Source organism: Micromonospora sp. NPDC049359, from assembly GCF_044466585.1.
Taxonomy (GTDB): Bacteria; Actinomycetota; Actinomycetes; order Mycobacteriales; family Micromonosporaceae; genus Micromonospora.
Map to the genome: position 1 here is coordinate 37,780 of NZ_JBITMW010000017.1, position 16,399 is coordinate 54,178.

General features: G+C 72.8%; 15 protein-coding genes. 8 read left to right on the forward strand and 7 right to left on the reverse strand.

Annotated features, from left to right (window positions below):
* The first annotated feature begins 177 nt into the window (after positions 1–177).
* The 5 genes from ACIBTX_RS30085 to ctaD all read left to right on the forward strand — a co-directional run bounded on the left by ACIBTX_RS30085 (position 178) and on the right by ctaD (position 5,855).
* On the forward strand, positions 178–1,161 hold the full coding sequence (locus ACIBTX_RS30085; protein WP_357122207.1) for a glucosyl-3-phosphoglycerate synthase: 984 nt from the start codon (positions 178–180) through the stop codon (positions 1,159–1,161).
* A 49-nt stretch (positions 1,162–1,210) separates the two neighbouring features.
* The gene (locus ACIBTX_RS30090) at positions 1,211–2,368 is read left to right on the forward strand and encodes a glycosyltransferase (RefSeq protein WP_357122029.1); all 1,158 of its coding nucleotides are present in this window, start codon (positions 1,211–1,213) and stop codon (positions 2,366–2,368) included.
* An 84-nt stretch (positions 2,369–2,452) separates the two neighbouring features.
* On the forward strand, positions 2,453–2,914 hold the full coding sequence (locus tag ACIBTX_RS30095; protein ID WP_396833310.1) for a DUF4383 domain-containing protein: 462 nt from the start codon (positions 2,453–2,455) through the stop codon (positions 2,912–2,914).
* A gap of 93 nt (positions 2,915–3,007) precedes the next feature.
* On the forward strand, positions 3,008–3,736 hold the full coding sequence (locus ACIBTX_RS30100) for an STAS domain-containing protein (protein ID WP_357122026.1): 729 nt from the start codon (positions 3,008–3,010) through the stop codon (positions 3,734–3,736).
* A gap of 124 nt (positions 3,737–3,860) precedes the next feature.
* Positions 3,861–5,855 carry a cytochrome c oxidase subunit I gene (gene ctaD / locus ACIBTX_RS30105; protein ID WP_357122023.1) on the forward strand — a complete coding sequence of 665 codons (1,995 nt, stop codon included), beginning with the start codon at positions 3,861–3,863 and terminating at the stop codon, positions 5,853–5,855.
* 64 nt (positions 5,856–5,919) lie between these two features.
* Here the strand turns inward: ctaD and ACIBTX_RS30110 are convergent, their stop codons facing one another.
* The gene (locus ACIBTX_RS30110; protein WP_355052419.1) at positions 5,920–7,062 is read right to left on the reverse strand and encodes a SigB/SigF/SigG family RNA polymerase sigma factor; all 1,143 of its coding nucleotides are present in this window, start codon (positions 7,060–7,062) and stop codon (positions 5,920–5,922) included.
* Between the two features lie 222 nt (positions 7,063–7,284).
* Positions 7,285–8,697 (reverse strand): hypothetical protein, encoded by a 1,413-nt coding sequence (locus tag ACIBTX_RS30115; RefSeq protein ID WP_396833311.1) that lies wholly within the window; start codon positions 8,695–8,697, stop codon positions 7,285–7,287.
* Positions 8,698–8,873: 176 nt separating this feature from the next.
* Between ACIBTX_RS30115 and ACIBTX_RS30120 the strand changes: the two genes are divergently transcribed.
* A complete protein-coding gene (locus tag ACIBTX_RS30120; protein WP_357122017.1) occupies positions 8,874–9,104 on the forward strand; it encodes a CDGSH iron-sulfur domain-containing protein in 231 nt (76 codons plus the stop codon).
* A gap of 5 nt (positions 9,105–9,109) precedes the next feature.
* Here ACIBTX_RS30120 and ACIBTX_RS30125 read toward each other — a convergent pair whose 3' ends face one another.
* Genes ACIBTX_RS30125 through ACIBTX_RS30135 form a run of 3 tightly spaced genes read right to left on the reverse strand, consistent with a single transcriptional unit; the run spans position 9,110 to position 13,137 of the window.
* Positions 9,110–10,216: an iron-containing redox enzyme family protein gene (locus ACIBTX_RS30125; protein WP_357122014.1), complete on the reverse strand. Its 1,107-nt coding sequence runs from the start codon at positions 10,214–10,216 to the stop codon at positions 9,110–9,112.
* 49 nt (positions 10,217–10,265) lie between these two features.
* Complete coding sequence (locus tag ACIBTX_RS30130) at positions 10,266–12,020, reverse strand: thiamine pyrophosphate-binding protein (protein ID WP_357175511.1); 1,755 nt, start codon at positions 12,018–12,020, stop codon at positions 10,266–10,268.
* On the reverse strand, positions 12,013–13,137 hold the full coding sequence (locus ACIBTX_RS30135) for a Vms1/Ankzf1 family peptidyl-tRNA hydrolase (protein ID WP_357175514.1): 1,125 nt from the start codon (positions 13,135–13,137) through the stop codon (positions 12,013–12,015). Before ACIBTX_RS30135 ends, ACIBTX_RS30130 begins: the two co-directional genes overlap by 8 nt.
* Positions 13,138–13,279: 142 nt before the next feature.
* Here ACIBTX_RS30135 and ACIBTX_RS30140 point away from each other — a divergent pair, with 142 nt between their 5' ends.
* The gene (locus ACIBTX_RS30140) at positions 13,280–13,828 is read left to right on the forward strand and encodes a hypothetical protein (RefSeq protein ID WP_357122202.1); all 549 of its coding nucleotides are present in this window, start codon (positions 13,280–13,282) and stop codon (positions 13,826–13,828) included.
* Between the two features lie 18 nt (positions 13,829–13,846).
* On the opposite strand, the gene ACIBTX_RS30145 is transcribed toward ACIBTX_RS30140, so the two are convergent.
* Entirely contained in the window at positions 13,847–14,185 is a 339-nt protein-coding gene (locus tag ACIBTX_RS30145) for a DUF3817 domain-containing protein (protein ID WP_357122005.1), read from the reverse strand.
* Between the two features lie 163 nt (positions 14,186–14,348).
* On the opposite strand from ACIBTX_RS30145, the gene ACIBTX_RS30150 reads away from it, so the two are divergent.
* Complete coding sequence (locus ACIBTX_RS30150) at positions 14,349–15,827, forward strand: glutamate--cysteine ligase (RefSeq protein WP_357122002.1); 1,479 nt, start codon at positions 14,349–14,351, stop codon at positions 15,825–15,827.
* A 128-nt stretch (positions 15,828–15,955) separates the two neighbouring features.
* On the opposite strand, the gene ACIBTX_RS30155 is transcribed toward ACIBTX_RS30150, so the two are convergent.
* The gene (locus tag ACIBTX_RS30155; RefSeq protein ID WP_357121999.1) at positions 15,956–16,342 is read right to left on the reverse strand and encodes a DUF2267 domain-containing protein; all 387 of its coding nucleotides are present in this window, start codon (positions 16,340–16,342) and stop codon (positions 15,956–15,958) included.
* Positions 16,343–16,399 lie beyond the last annotated feature (57 nt).

A 16,399-nucleotide genomic window follows, 5' to 3' on the forward strand; every position in this document is an offset into this window, starting at 1 on the left:
CCCCTGGCATGCGCGCAATCAAACGTTCATCCCCCGGGAACGCGCCGATGCCACGTCGTGATCAAGCTGTTGCCCTGGGAACGGTTAGCGCGAGGCGGCAAGTGGGAACTAGAGCCCTGCTTGTTCCACGCACGAAAAGAGGGGGTGCCCGTGCGGGATACGACCGTGTCACCGGTGGTGGAGGCGTGGGCCACGTACCGGACCACGTCGGCGGCGGACTGGCCGGCACGCCGGTTGCTTCGGGCCAAGGGCGAGAGCCGGGTCAGCGTGGTGCTGCCGGCACGCAACGAGGAGGCGACCGTCGGCGCGATCGTGTCGACCATCCGGGAGCATCTGATGGACCGGGTCGCGCTCGTCGACGAGCTGATCGTGGTGGATTCACGGTCGACCGACCGCACCGCCCAGGTGGCCCGGGCCGCCGGCGCGGAGGTGGTCAGCCAGGACGCGATGACCCGCGGCCTGCCCCGGCTCACCGGCAAGGGCGACGCGCTCTGGGCGGGGTTGGCCGCCGCCGGGGGCGACGTGGTGGCGTTCATCGACGCCGACCTGCGGGAGTTCCGCCCGCACTTCGTCACCGGCCTGCTCGGGCCGCTGCTCACCGACCCGTCGGTGGACTTCGTGAAGGGCTTCTACCACCGCCCGCTCGTCGGATCCGCCACGGTGGAACAGGACGGCGGCGGGCGGGTGACCGAACTGATGGCCCGACCGCTGCTCAACCTCTTCTGGCCCGAACTGGCCGGCTTCGTGCAGCCGCTCGCCGGTGAGTACGCCGGACGCCGCGACGTGCTGGCCCGGGTGCCGTTCGTCTCCGGGTACGGCGTGGAGACCGCCATGATGATCGACCTGCTGGACCTGGTCGGTCTGGACGCGCTGGCGCAGGTCGACCTGGGCGAACGCAAGCACCGTCACCAGGACACGGCGGCGCTGGGCCGGATGTCCGCGCAGATCATGCTGACCGCGTGGTCCCGGCTGCAACGACGCGGTTGGGCGACCCCCGGCCTGATGCCGGAGGCGCTGCTGACCCAGTTCCGCCGGGGCGGCTCCGACACCCTGCCCAACCTGGACCGGGAGGTCGTGGTCAGCGACGTGTCCATCGAGGAGCGTCCGCCGCTGGCCGAGCTGCGCCACCGGCTCCCCCGCCGACGGGTGGCGGCCGCGTGAGCGCCCCGGTTCGTCGGCCGGCCACCGCCCGGGTACGAAAGGACCGTCGATGAGCCTCACCGTGCTGATGAACGCCGGCCCGTGGCTGTCGGTGCCCCCACCCGGGTACGGGGGCATCGAGAACGTGATCGCGACCCTGGTGCCCGAGCTGCGGCGGCTCGGCGTGCGCGTGGTGCTCGCCTCGGTGGAGTCCAGCGCTCTGCCGGTGGACGAGAAGGTGTCGGTCTTTTCCGACGGGCAGTTCGGCGCGCTGCAACGGCCCTACAACCAGGTCTGTGGCATCGCGCAGGCGCACCTGGCCGGGGTGGTCCGCGAGCTGCACTCCCGTGACGACATCGACCTGGTGCACGACCACGTGGAGGCGGTCGGGCTGGCCACGCTCACCGCGATGGGACCGTCCGGGCCGCCGGTGCTGCACACCCTGCACTGGGACCTGGCCAAGCACCCCGCGCTCTACGGCGCTCTCGACGGCGGCGACCGGGTCCGGGTCAACGGCGTCTCGGCGTCGCAGTTGGCCCGGGCGCCACTGGCGCTGCGGGAGCACTCGGTGGGTCACGTGCACCTGTCCACCCCGCTGGCCGTGGACGCCGACCGTCGGCCCGGTCCGCCCAAGGGCGACCACCTGCTCATCCTCGGTCGGATCAACCCGGGCAAGGGGCAGGACGTGGGCGCGCGGCTCGCGCGGCGGATCGGCGTACCGCTGGTGCTGGCCGGTCCCGTGGGGCCGTACCACCGCCCGGCCGACCTGGCGGCGGCGGGCGACGAGGCCCGGCAGAACCCGGACGTACGGTTCTTCCTCGACGAGGTGGCGCCGCACGTCGACGGCGACCTGGTCCGCTGGGTCGGCACCGTGGCCGGGCAGGAGCGCGACGACCTGCTGGCCAGCGCCCGCGCCTCGCTGTTCCCGCTGCGCTGGGAGGAGCCGGGAGGCACGGCCGTGGTCGAGTCGCTGGCCCTGGGTACGCCGGTGGTGGCCACCGCCCGGGGCTGCCTGCCCGAGTTGATCGAGCACGGACGCACCGGCCTGCTCACCGGCGAGGAGGACGAGCTGGCCGATCTGGTGCTGGCCGCGGACCTGCTCGACCCGCACGAGTGCCGCCGGGTCGCGGCAGAGCGGTTCACGCCCGCGGTAATGGCCCAGCGTTACGTCGAGCTGTACCAGCGGGTCCGCGAGCTGGCGACCGCGTCCCGCCTGCAACCGGTCTGAGCCGCCGTCGCCGCCGGCGCGTTTGCCCCCGGCGGCGACGGGTAGGCGCACCCGTACGCCTGCCGCGCAGCGAGGGAGCCGGTGATGGTCGGACCGATGGCGCACTCCCGGGCGCGGGCCAACCCGGCGGACGGCAAGCCGCCGGTCCGCCGCGCGGCCAGCACCGCGTCCGTCGTGTTCCTGCTGGTCGGTGTGCTCGGCTTCGTCCCGGGGATCACCAGCGGTACGCAGAACCTGCGCTTCGCGGGGCACACCTCGGGCGCGTTCCTGTTCGGCGCCTTCCAGGTGTCGGTGCTGCACAACCTCGTACACCTGCTGTTCGGGGTCGTCGGCCTGGCGCTGGCGCGGACGGTCGGCGGCGCGCGGACCTTCCTGGTCGGCGGCGGCGCGGTCTACCTGGTGCTCTGGCTCTACGGACTGGCGGTGGACCACGACACCGGCGCGAACGTCCTGCCGGTCAACGCCGCCGACGGTTGGCTGCACCTCGGCCTGGGCCTCGGTCTGATCGCGCTGGGTCTGCTGACCGCGCGGCCCCGGCGACCGTGAGCCGCGTCGCCCTGGCCGGTCGGTCCGGTTTGATGGCGCGGAACCTCGGGTAGTGGGCAGATCCCGACCCACCAGCGAATCGAGGGCGCCCCGATGGCCAGCCGGATCACCTGCGAGGTGCGCGACACGGCACCGGTGGCGGTCGTCCGGCTCACCGGCGCCCTGGACCTGGGCACGATGCGGTCGGTGCACCAGGCGCTGGACGGCGCGTTGGCGGCCCAGCCGGAGGCGCTGGTGGTCGACCTCGCCCGAGTGAACGTGCGGGACCGGCTGGCGCTGTCGGTCTTCGCGGCGACGGCCCGGCGTGCCGAGGAGTGGCCGGCCGTGCCGGTGGTGCTCTGCGCCCCGCCGCCAGCCGCCGCCCGTTGGCTGGCCGAGTCGACGACGTGCCGGGTGGTTCCGGTCTCGCTGAACTGCGCGGAGGCGACGAGGGTGGCCGGCGAGCAGAGAGCGCTGCGGATCCGCGCCCGGTTGGAGCCGGTGGCGGAGGCGTGCCGGCGGGCCCGGGAGCTGGTCGGCGACGCGTGCGCCCGGTGGAACCTGCCCGACGCGGCGGGTCCGGCGGCTCTGGTGCTCACCGAGCTGGTCGGCAACGTCGTCCGGCACGTGGGCACCCCCATGCAGGTGACCGTGACGCTGCGGCGGCCGTACCTGCACCTGGCCGTGGTGGACGGCAGCCCGTCGGCGGCCCAACCCGCCGGCCTGGACCTGCGGGCCGAGGGTGGCCGCGGGCTGCTGCTGGTCCGCGAGCTGGCGCAGCGGTGGGGCAGCGTGCCGGCGGGTCAGGGCAAGGCCGTCTGGGCGATGCTGCCGGCGGCGTGAGGCCGCGGGGCACTTCGACCGGTACCAGCGATCTGACCGAATTCACCGCTTAAGCCTGGTTACATGGTGCAAGGGTCGGGTAGGCACGCCCGTCCTTTCTGCCGTCACGACGGGGTGAGCAGCCATGCCCAAGCGGGTAACCACGGAACCCGTTCGCGATCGGGGACCGGCGATCCTGGCACCGGCCCGCTTCGGGGGTTTTCCCGGGGCGCTGCGGACGCCGGTCCCCGGCAACTCCCTGATCAAGTTCCTCGCCACCACCGACCACAAGCAGATCGGCGTGCTGTACCTGCTGACCTCCTTCGGGTTCTTCCTGGTGGCGGGCCTGCAGGCGATGGTGATGCGCGCCGAGCTGGCCCGGCCGGGCCTGCAGTTCCTCTCCTCCGAGCAGTACAACCAGCTCTTCACCTCGCACGGCGCGGTGATGCTGCTGCTGTTCGCCACGCCCGCCGCCTTCGGATTCGCCAACTTCATCGTGCCGATCCAGATCGGCGCGCCGGACGTGTCGTTCCCCCGGCTCAACGCCCTGGCGTACTGGCTGTACCTGTTCGGCGGTCTCATGGTGGTCGCCGGGTTCGTCACGCCGGGCGGCTCGGCGGACTTCGGCTGGACCGCCTACAGCCCGCTGAGCAGCGTCGAGAACAGTCCCGGCGTGGGCGCGAACATGTGGGTGCTCGGCCTGGTGGTCTCCGGCCTGGGCACCATTCTCGGCGCGGTCAACCTGATCACCACGATCCTCACGTTGCGCGCGCCCGGGATGACCATGTTCCGGATGCCGATCTTCACCTGGAACATGCTGTTTACCAGCGTGCTGGTGATCCTCGTCTTCCCACTGCTGGCCGCCGCGCTGCTGGCGCTCTCGGCCGACCGGTTGCTCAACGCGCACGTGTACGACGCGGCCACCGGCGGCCCCATGCTCTGGCAGCACCTGTTCTGGTTCTTCGGCCATCCCGAGGTGTACATCATCGCCCTGCCGTTCTTCGGCATCATCACCGAGATCATCCCGGTGTTCTCCCGCAAACCGCTGTTCGGCTACACCGGGATCGTGCTGGCCACCATCGCCATCACCGTGCTCTCGATGACCGTGTGGGCGCACCACATGTTCGCCACCGGGCAGGTGCTGCTGCCGTTCTTCAGCATCCTGAGCTACCTGATCGCGGTGCCCACCGGAGTGAAGTTCTTCAACTGGATCGGCACCATGTGGAAGGGGCAGCTCACCTTCGAGACGCCGATGCTGTTCGCCATCGGCTTCCTGGTGACCTTCCTTCTCGGCGGCCTCACCGGGGTGCTGCTGGCCAGCCCGCCGGTCGACTGGCACACCCACGACAGCTACTTCGTGGTGGCGCACTTCCACTACGTCGTGTTCGGCACGGTGGTCTTCGCGCTCTTCGGCGGCTACTACTTCTGGTGGCCGAAGATGACCGGACGGCTGCTCGACGAGCGGCTCGGCAAGGCGCACTTCTGGACGATGTTCATCGGGTTCCACGGCACCTTCCTGGTGCACCACTGGCTGGGCGCCGAGGGCATGCCCCGCCGGTACGCCGACTACCTGCCCAGCGACGGCTTCACCACGCTGAACACCATCTCCAGCATCTTCGCGTTCATCCTCGGCCTGTCCACGCTCTTCTTCATCTACAACGCCTGGAAGTCCTGGCGGTACGGCGCGATGGTCACAGTGGACGACCCGTGGGGCTTCGGCAACTCGCTGGAGTGGGCGACCACCTGCCCGCCGCCGCTGCGCAACTTCGACAAGATGCCCCGCATCCGCTCCGAGCGGCCGGCGTTCGACCTGAAGTACGGCCCACTCGTCGCCGACCTGGGCCGGGACCTGCCGCAGCGCACCACGAAGCCACCCCAGCAGTTCGGCGACGAGATACACCTCGAGCACCACGCGCCGGAGTCACCCGCGCCCGAGGGCGCGCACGGCGCCATGGAGGCGGCCCGCTACCACCCGGCGCCCGAGTCCGGCGCCCGCCCGGTGGACGTACCCGAGCCCGAGGGCGTACGCCGGCCCAGCTTCGAGCAGAGCGACGCGCCGAAGGACGCGCAGGACGCGCCGAAGCCGCACGAACGCTGGCGGCACCCGCACAGCGACGGCGGTGAGACCGAGGACCGCTGAGAGTCGTACGCGCCAAGGGGCCCGACACCTCCTTCGGTGTCGGGCCCCTGCTGTCCTCGGCGGATCAGTCCCGAGCGGGCGGGAGCCCGGCGGCGGTGAGCGAGCGGCGCACCGCCGGCTGTACCCGGGTCAGCCGCAACGGCACGCCGGTACGCTCGGCTGCCTCCCGACCGGCCACCAGCGCGGCGATCCCGCCGGCGTCGAACCCGCCCGCCCCGACCAGGTCGACGACGACCTCGCTCGGCTGGCCGGTGACGGCCTCCAACATCGCGCGGCGTAGCTGGTCCGCGCCGTCGCGGTCGACCTCGCCGCCGACCTCGACGACCACCCGGTCACCGTTCTGCCGTACCGAGATGCGGGTCTTGCCCGGATCCGGTTCGGCGGCGCCGTTCTGCCAGGGCGGTGGGGCGTCGGCGAGCATGGCCTGCCGCAGCCAGGTCAGCGCCCGCGACAGCAGGCGGGACACGTGCATCTGCGAGATGCCGAACCGGGCGGCGATCTCCGCCTGGGTCTGGTTGCCGTAGAAGCGCATGGCGAGGATGCGGCGCTCACGCCAGGGCAGCCGGTGCAGCAGGCCGCTCACCGTCACCCGGTCGTCGACCGATTCAAGGGCGTTGTCCGACTCGCCGACCAGGTCGCCGAACTCCGCGGAGCTCTCCCCGCCGACCGGCGCGTTCAGCGACGCCGGGCTGTAGCCGGCCGCCGACTCCAACGCCGCGAGGATCTCCTCCTCCGGCGTCTCCAGTCGGGCCGACAGCTCGGCCACCGACGGCGCGCGGGACAACTCGCTGGTCAGCGCGGCGGTGGCCTGCCCCACCTCGAGGATCAGATCACGCAGCCGCCGGGGCACGTGCACGCCCCAGGTGCGGTCCCGGAAGTGGCGCTTGATCTCGCCCACGATGGTGATCGCCGCGTACGCCGTGAACGAACCCCGCTCCGGGTCGTACCTGTCGACGGCGTTGACCAGCCCCAGGCGGGCCACCTGCTCCAGGTCCTCAAGCGGTTCGCCCCGCCCCCGGTAACGGCGGGCCAGCCGGCCGGCGAACGGCAGCGCGAAGCGGACCAGGTCGTCGCGCGCCTCCTGTCGCCGCTCCGGCGGCAGCCCTTCGATCCGGGCCGCGTACGCCAGCGCCGCCGCGTCGAGGTCCTCCAGACCACGCTCGGTGGGTGGTGGTGTGGTCGTGGTCGTGCTCGTCTGTCCGAACATCCGCGCCTCCCTCAGGAAGGTCCCCCGCCCGGATCGGGAAACCGGTCGTGCGCGTGGTCGAGCCACGCACCGGGCCGGAAAGTGGGTCAGTGACTGGGATGCCAGCGAGCGACAACATCTCTACGCAGCGCGATCAGGTCGTCGCAGCCAGCGATGTTCCCGCTCCGTAGGTACTCAATCACGGGACCCCGGGTTCGCGAGGAAGTTTCGGCGTCCTCCCCTTCAGGAGACGAGCAACCCCTGGTGGCCGCCGGTGTCACGGAGCACCGACAGGGCCTCTGCGACCCCCAGCGGGGGCGGGACGGGCAGGTCGTACGGCTGGGCGCGCATGACCTCGGTGGCCCGGCGCGTCGGCACGGACGTCACCGGATAGCCCCGCGCGGAGGTCCGGTCAAGAGCCCGGCGTCGTCGGCCGAAGCCCGCCACCGCCAACCACTGCGGGAGCCCGGCCAGGGCGGGCGAGCGCATACCGGGCGGCTCGGGCAGGACGTCCACCGAGCTGAACTCCTCGCTGCCGGCCAGCCACCACTCGGCCTCGTCCACGCTGCGGCGGGTGGCGTTCTCGCACCAGTACGGCACCAGCCCCGCCCGCACCACCTGCCACGGATCGAGCAGCCGACCGCATTCCACCACCAACCGGTCACCGGTCTTGCCGGCGGCCCGCAACCAGTGCCGGTAGAGGTCGGCCACAGCCGCGCTCAACGCTCCCGGCCGGGGCACCAGCACCCGATGCAGCGGGCGACCGTGACGGTCCGCGAAGTCCCGCGCGGAGAGCTCGAATCCGGGGTCCATGCCGTACTCGGCGTCGCCTGACGGCACCGACACCTCCGGCGGCGCCCACCGGGCGGCGTCGCCGCCCACCGCCCGCAGGACCTGCCGCAGGGCGTGGCTGTCGGGGTGGAAGTCCACCGGGTCCAGTCCGCTCGCCGGGCAGCCGACCTGGAAGCTGTGCCCGGGCCCGCGTTCCAGCACCGGCCAGGTGCGCGCGTCCCGCACCAGCAGCACCGGGGCGTCGGCGCTGAGCCGGTCGGTCAGGAACTGCGCGTACGCGGCCGGCAGCGACCGCCAGCGGGCGGCCAGCGACACGGTGACGCCGGTGAGGGTTCCCCGGCTGGCCGGGCAGTGCACCTGGCGCAGGTGCACGTCGGGGTTGCCGCCGACCAGCCGCTCGGCGAGCGCGCCCCCGTGCGCCAGCGCCTCCCGGGGACGGTCCACGGCCCCGTCGCTCCAGTGCACGGTCATCTCGAAGCCGGCGGGCAGCAACGGCACGCCGAGAGCGACCGCCAGGTGGGCGGCCGCGCCGTGCGGCGACCCGATGAGCACCCCCGGATAGCTGCGGCGCGGGTACTGGTCGACGAACCAGCGGGCCACCCGGGCCGCGTCCACCTCACCGATCTGGTCGACGGTGAGGGCGACCCGCCCGGCGGCTCGGGTCGCCGCGGCCCGGCGAACCGGCTCGGGCGCCGTCGGAAACCGCGAGATCGGCCCGGTGTGCCCGAGGTCGGCGCAGTCCGCGCCCCGCAGCGCCCGGGCGGTGGCGGCGACCAGCACCCGGGCAGCGCTGCCCTGGGCCACGACCCGGTCGCCGGCCAGGCCGGCGCCATCGGCCGTGAGCCCCTTGTGCACCTTGTGCACCGGCCCCACCTTGCCTCGTTCGCTCACCACGCGGCCCGGCTTCCCGTCCCGATGGGGTTCAAACGGGGCATCACCCACCCGGCGGTCACAATCCGCTGGTCAGCGGGTTGCGCCGGTCATCACCGACGATCGGCCGCGCAGGTTTCACCGGGGCTGGGGCGGGCACATCGGGGCCCATGCGCACCGACGACACCAGCGAGCCCGCCGCCGCCACGATCACCCCGTACGAGGACGGTCCACTGCTCGTCCGCGGCGACTTCGCGCTGGTGACCCCGGACGGCGAACGGATCGACGCCCGCCGGGGCACGGTGGCGCTGTGCCGCTGCGGCAGGTCGGCGCTCAAGCCGTTCTGCGACGGCACCCACAAGGCGATCAGCTTCAGGGCGGGCACCACCCGCGAGGGCTGAGCGGATCAGACCAGCGCGATCGGCGCCGGCGGGGTCGTCACGGACACCGGACCCACGCCGACGAGCGGGACGGTCGGCGGCGGGGTCGGCGGGGCGGGTGACCGCAGCGAGCTGCGGCCGGCCGCCCAACTGTCCAGCAGGTGCGCCGCGAAGAGCCGGTCCACCGCGAGCGCCGCCGCCGCGCCGAAGAGCACGTCCGGAGCGAGCGCCGGCTCGGTCCGGACCAGGCCGCCGCACAGGTCGTGCGCGGCGATCTGCTCGTGCACCGCGTCCGCCTCCACGTGCTCGTCGTAGAAGCGGGTCGCCACCTCGTCCAGGCCGAGGCGGCGCAGTCCGTTGCCGTAGCGGCGGTTCGGCAGGGACGAGGTCATCTCGAAGGCCGCCAGGTGCCCGAGCAGCGCCCCGCGCAGCCGTCGGTGCAGCCCGAACAGGGACATCAGGTTGTTGGTCGCCAGGGTCACGGCGGGCACCACGTCCAGGTGAGTCCCGTAGCCGGTGTCCAGGCCCAGCCGTTCCAGGGTGCGCCGGAACAGCTCGGCGTGCATCCGGTCCAACCGCCCGTTGCCGTACTCGTCGGTCTGGATCTCCACGAGGGCGGCCTTGGCGGGGCCGCCGAGGCGCGGCAACGCCCAGCTGTGCGGGTCCGCCTCGCGCAGGTGGTAGACCGAGCGGTGGGCGACGAACTCGCGGAACTGGGTGAGGTCGGCACGCCGTTGGAGCGCGGCGGCCAGCGACGGCCCGTCGTCGGCCGCGACCAGCTCGGCCAGCCCGGCCGCGACGCCGTCCGCCGGCACCGCCGGCACGTCGGCCAGCCGGCGCAGCGCCGCCTCGAAGGGGCGCTCGGCGCGGGCCCGCAGCGCCAGCAGGGTGGGCTGCCACTCCCAACCCTCGTCGACGCCCTGCCAGCCCCGGTAGTGCAGCTCGTAGCAGAGGAACAGGGTCAGCTGCAGATCCTCGTCGGTCAGCGGGTCCGCCGGGTCGAGGTCGACGCCGAGGTCCGCCGGCAGGTCGTAGGGCGCGCGTCGCAGCGCGTCGGTCACCGCCGCCGACAGCGGGCCGCGCGGCTGCGGCAGGGGCGCGGGACCGTAGCGGCGGTCGGCGGGCTCCGGCATGGGACCTCCAGGGTCGTCGGGCCGCTACTGATGCCCTGGTGGCGTGCGCCTAAACGAGATCCTCGACGGCCACGGCCTGCTCCACCTGCTCGCGGACGCGCCGGGCCGGTTCGCCCTCGGCGTACAGCCCACGCAGGTCGGCGAAGGCCGGTTCCGGGGGCGCCAACGAGACCGTCGCGTCGACCACGGCCTCCAGGACGCAGGGCCGGTCCGCGGCGAGCGCCTCGTCCCAGGCCGCGCCGACCAGCTCCGGACGGTCCACCCGGACGCCGTGCAGCCCGAGCAGCCGGGCCCAGCCCGCGTACGGCACGTCGGGACGGCGGCCCATCGGGTCCCCGGACGATTCCCGTCCACCGCCCATGCCGTTGTGGTCGCGGTTGTTGAGCACGAGCACCACCAACCGTGGGTCGGCCCAGTCCTGCCAGTGATGCGACACCGTGATCAGCTCGGCGAGGCCGTTGAGTTGCATGGCCCCGTCGCCGAGCAGCGCGACCACCGGCGCGTCCGGGGCCGCGAGCTTGGCGGCCACCGCGTACGGCAGGGCGCAGCCCATCGAACCGAGGGTGCCGCAGAGTTGCGCGTTCACCCCGGGCGGCAGGACGAGGTGCCGGGCGTACCAGTAGAGGACCGAGCCGACATCGACCGCCACCGACCCGGCGTGCGGCACCCGGGTGGACAGCTCCTGCAGGACGAGCTGCGGGTTGATCGGTTCGGCCGGCGCGGCGGCCCGGTCGGCGGCGGTCGCGCGCCAGCGGTCGACGGTGCTCTCCACCGTCGCGCGCCACTGTTGGTGCGGCCGGGCGGGCACCCGCTCCAGCAGTGCCCGCAGCGTCTCGGTGGCGTCACCGACCAGCGGAACGTCGGCCGGGTAGCGGCTGCCGATGCGGGTGCCGTCGATGTCGATCTGCACCGTGCGGGCCTGGTCGGGCATCGGGAAGTAGTCGGTCCACGGGTCGTTCGTGCCGACCAGCAGCAGCGTGTCACAGCCACCCATCAGCTCGGCCGCAGCCGGCGTGCCGACCTCCCCGAGCACCCCGGCGTGAAAGGGCAGGCGCTCGTCCAGGATCGGCTTGCCCAGCAGGGACGTCGCCACCCCGGCGCCGAGGCGGTCGGCCAGCTCGACGATCTCGGCGGCGGCGCCCCGGGCACCCTGGCCCACCAGGATCGCGGTGCGCTGGCCGTTGCCGAGCACCTGCGCGGCGGCGTCGAGGTCCACCTCGTGCGGCAGCACCCGGGCCAGCGGCTCGCCGGGGGTCGCCGTGATCACGCCCGCCGCGTGCGTCCCCAGGTCCGGCACCAGGGCCTCCTGCAGGTACCGGGGCAGCACCACGCAGGTCGGGCTCCGCGTCGCCGCCGCGGTGCGGAACGCCTGGTCCAGCAGCGCGGGTACGGACGCCGGGCTGCGGCCGTACCGGACGAACTGGTTGCACACGTCGCCGAAGAGCCGGCTCAACCCGATCTGCTGGTGCGCGCCGCCCAGCGGTCCGGTGACGTCCTCACCGACGATCGCCACGACCGGCTTGCTGTCGAGCTTGGCGTCGTACAGGCCGTTGAGCAGTTGCACCGCGCTCGGTCCCTGGGTGGCCAGGCAGACCCCGATGCCGCCGGTGAACTTGGCGTGCCCGGTGGCCATGAACGAGGCCGTCTCCTCGTGCCGGGCCGGAACGAACGCCGGGTCGCCCCCGGCGTCCTCCAGCGCCTCGACCAGCGGGGCGATCGCCGCTCCGGGGTAGCCGAAGGCGCGCGGCACCCGCCAGGCCCGCATCCGCTCGACCACCAGGTCCGCGACCCGGCGCTCAGCCATTGCCGCGTCCCGGGGTGCCTTCGTCGACGTACCGCAGGACCGCGCCGACGCCGTCGGTGAGCTGCGGCGCCTCGTCCGCGCCGAGCACCGTCAACGCCGCGTCGGTGCCCACCAGCGCCCGGACCAGCGCCGCGTCGGCGCGGACCCGCTGCGGGTCGCCGACCGACATCGCGCTCAACTGGGCCGGGTCGACGGCGATCTCGGTGGGCTCGGGGCCGATCCACAGCTCGCCGTTGGCCGACGGGTCGTCGACGATGAGCATCGTGTCGACCTGGTTGCGTTGCAGGGCCGACACGACCGCGTCGAGTCCCGCGCCGACGTCCTCCTGCACGCCGAACTTGTCCAGCGCGGCGGTGATCCGCTGGTCGGCGACCTCGGCGATGGTCTGCACCGTGAGGTCGTCCAGCATGCTCTGGTCGGCGCCGCCGGCCCGGGAGCCCGCGTCGGTGCGGACGACCAGGTCCTGCCAGCGCGGCGGCATCTGCGCGGCGATCATCCCGGTGGCCCGGACGTCACCGGCCACCACCACGACGTCCGCGCCGACGCGGTCGGCCAGCTCCACGGTCGCGGCGGTGACGTCGCCGGCGTTCTGGTGCCACGCCTCCATGGCGGCCCGCTGGTAGCGCGACTGCGACCAGCCGCCGGGCTGGACCCGACGCAGCGGGAAGCTCTCCCGGCCGGCGACGTGCGCCCGTCGGGGTACGCCGCCCGCGCTGACCGCGACAGCGTCGCCCCCGGTACGGTCGGCGACCACCCGGACCCACGCCACCTGTTCGCCGCGCTGGGCGAGCAGCGGCATGACGTGCGGCAACGGCCCGTAACTCGCCAGGTCGCGCAGCGGCGGCGCGGACAGGTACTCGGAGAGCACCACCTGACCGTGGCTGGCGAAGACCGCCAGGCCGTAGTCCCCGACCATCGGGTCGTGACCCCGGATCACCCGGTCCAGCGCGGCGACGCTCGCCTCGTCCGCCCCCTGTTCGGCCAGGCGGCGTTCCAGGGCGCGCCAGCGTAGGTCCAGCGCCGGGTGGGCGTCCTCGGTGTCGGCGGAGGCGTCCAGGTACACCGAGCACCACGGCCCGGGTCGGTCGTAGAGCGGGCGCAGGAAGGACAGCTGCATGCTCGACCCCTTTCCAGCTCGACCGCCCGCTTACCCCCGTCGCCCGGGATGTCACCTCGCGGGCGTGAGCCCGTGACCAGGTTTCATTCACGTCGTTCAACCGGGGACATCGATACGATCAGTGAACACAAGCGGACTCTCGGTGGTGGAAATGGACAGCGGACTCGATACCCGGCGGATCGTGCACCCGACGGAGCGGATCGTCACGGGACGGCTGGTCCGCCTGTTGGACGGCTACACCCGCGAGATACGCGTCGGCCAACCGGTGCTGGTCGCGGTGCTCGCCGCGGCCGCGTTCGCCCGGCTGCCGGCCCTGCTGCTGCGCGCGCTGTTCTCGTTCGGCGGCGGTGGCGCCCGCCGACGCTGGAAGGAGCTGAAGCAGGGCCCGGAGTACCTGGTCACCCCGGTCCGCCTGCGGAACACCGCCGGTCAGCTCTGCGAGGTCGAGCTGCACGGACACCTGCCGCAGAGCGCCCTGCACCCGGCCGATCAGGTGCAGCTCACCCTGCGCCCGCAGCGCGATCCGGAGCTGCCGCCGCGGATCGAGCGGATCGTCAACCTGACCACCGGGCAGTTGCTCACCCCGCGTACCGCGACCCTCTGGTCACACCTGGGACCACCGCTGCTGTTGCAGGCGACGATCGGCGCTCTGCTGTTGGCCGGCGTCGCGGCCTGTTCCGCGCTGACCTGAGCGCTCGGCCGGGGCCGGTCAGCCGACCGGGGCGGGCTCGCGGACCGGCTGCCGGTCGCCGCCGAGCATGCCCCGGCGATGTGCCCAGCGTTCGAAGATCAGCGTGGCGAACGGCGGCACGGCGCACGCCAGCGCCACGAGGGTCACCGGCAGGCTCCAGCGGCGCAGCCGCGCCACCGCGAGCACCAGCAACCCGTACGCGATGAACAGGCCGCCGTGGATCGGCCCGAAGATCTTGACGCCCAGCTCATTGTCCGGCGGACCGTACTTGACGGCCATCCCCACCAGCAGGGCCAGCCAGGAGCAGGCCTCGGCGATCGCCGCCGCGACGAACAGCCGGGTCACCTTCTCGCGCATCCGGCAATGCTAGCGGTGCCGGCCGTTCGCGCTCTCGCCGACCACAGAGCGTGCGACAGGGGTCACGGGGCCCGCCACTGGGTAGGAAAGAACCCTCGGGTCTTCCCCGCTCGTACGGCCACGTGCGAGGTTAGGGGGAACCAGCGGTGACAGGGCGGTGACCATGGGCGAGGATGTCGGCGTACGGACCTTCAGTCGGGAGGATCGGGCCCGCTACCGCGAAAAGGTGCGGAACTGCCTGGATGTCTTCGCCGAGATGCTGCGGGAGTCGCGGTTCGACATCGACCGGCCGATGACGGGGCTGGAGATCGAGCTGAACCTCGTGGACGAGGCGTCGAATCCGGCCATGCGCAACGCCGACGTGTTGGCGGCCATCGAGGATCCGAGCTTCCAGACGGAGCTGGGCCAGTTCAACATCGAGATCAATGTGCCACCGCGCCGCTTGACCGGCACCGGCACCCTCGACTTCGAGGAGCACGTGCGCGCCAGCCTCAACGCCGCCGAGGAGAAGGCCCGCACGATCGGCGCGCACATGGTCATGATCGGCATCCTGCCGACGTTGCGTCCCGAGCACCTCACCGCCGAGACGCTGTCGGCCAACCCGCGCTACAAGCTGCTCAACGAGCAGATCTTCGCGGCGCGGGGCGAGGACCTGCCGATCGCCATCTCCGGGGTGGAGCGCCTGGCGGTCACCGCCGACACGATCACCCCGGAGGCGGCCTGCACCAGCACCCAGTTCCACCTCCAGGTCAGCCCGGCGCAGTTCGCCGACTACTGGAACGCCGCCCAGGTGGTCGCCGGCATCCAGGTGGCGCTCGGGGCGAACGCGCCGCTGCTGTTCGGTCGGGAGCTGTGGCGCGAGACCCGCATCCCGCTGTTTCAGCAGGCCACCGACACCCGGCCGGAAGAGATCAAAGCCCAGGGGGTACGCCCCAGAGTCTGGTTCGGCGAACGCTGGATCACCAGCGTCTTCGACCTGTTCGAGGAGAACGTCCGCTACTTCCCGGCGCTGCTGCCGGTGTGCGACCCGCAGGACCCGGCGCAGACCCTGGCGGCCGGCGAGGTGCCGAACCTCGCCGAGCTGCGGCTGCACAACGGCACGATCTACCGCTGGAACCGTCCGGTGTACGACGTGTCGCGCGGCCGGCCGCACCTGCGCGTGGAGAACCGGGTGCTGCCGGCCGGGCCGACCGTGCTGGACACCATCGCCAACGGGGCCTTCTACTTCGGACTGGTCCGCGCCCTCGCCGAGTCGGACCGGCCACTGTGGTCACAGATGTCGTTCAGCGCCGCCGAGGAGAACTTCACCAGTTGCGCCCGGCACGGCATCGACGCGCAGGTCTTCTGGCCCGGCCTCGGCTACCTGCCGGTCACCGAGCTGGTGCTGCGCCGGCTGCTACCGATGGCGCACCACGGGCTGGACCGGTGGGGCCTCGACCCGACCGAGCGGGACCGTCTGCTGGGCGTCATCGAGCAACGCTGCCTGACCAACCGCAACGGCGCGACCTGGCAGGTGGCGACGCTGCACCGGTTGGAGTCCACCGATCACCTGGACCGGCCGGAGGCGCTGCGCGAGGTGGTGCGGCACTACGTGGAGCTGATGCACAGCAACCGGCCGGTGCACGAGTGGCCGATTCCCTGACGATCGCCCGTTCTCGCCGGCCGTCGACCGTCGGCCCATCGGCTCGGACGTCGCACGTCGATGACCACGGCGGCGGGGACCCTGACCGTGGCGGCCGGGGTCCGCGCCCGCTGCGAGCGTGACCGCGCTCAGCCGCGTGGGGTGGGGACACCGAAGAGGTCGGTGATGCCGCCGGGCAACTGCGCCAGCAGGTCGTGCCGGTCGTCGTCGTCGAGCGCCTCGGCGACGGTGTTCAGCACCACCTGGGCGTGTTGACGCACCTGGTCCCCGTTCGACACCTGCTCACGGTCGCCGACCTTCTTCAGGAACTCGTCGACGTCCCACCGGCGTCCCTGGGGGTTTCGGGTGACAGAACCGTTCAGCCGATCGGGCAACTGTGCCGCCAGGTTGTCGGCCTCCTGGCCGGCGAGCCGTTCGCCGAGCACCGACAGGACGGCCTGCACCGAGCGCACGGCCTCGTTCTCCCCGAGCCCTCCGCGCTGTCGTACGGTCGCGATCATCTGCTCGTACTCCATGACCCGCTCCCTTTCGCCTCCTGGACCGGCGCGCAGGCCGGCTAACGGACGAACGGA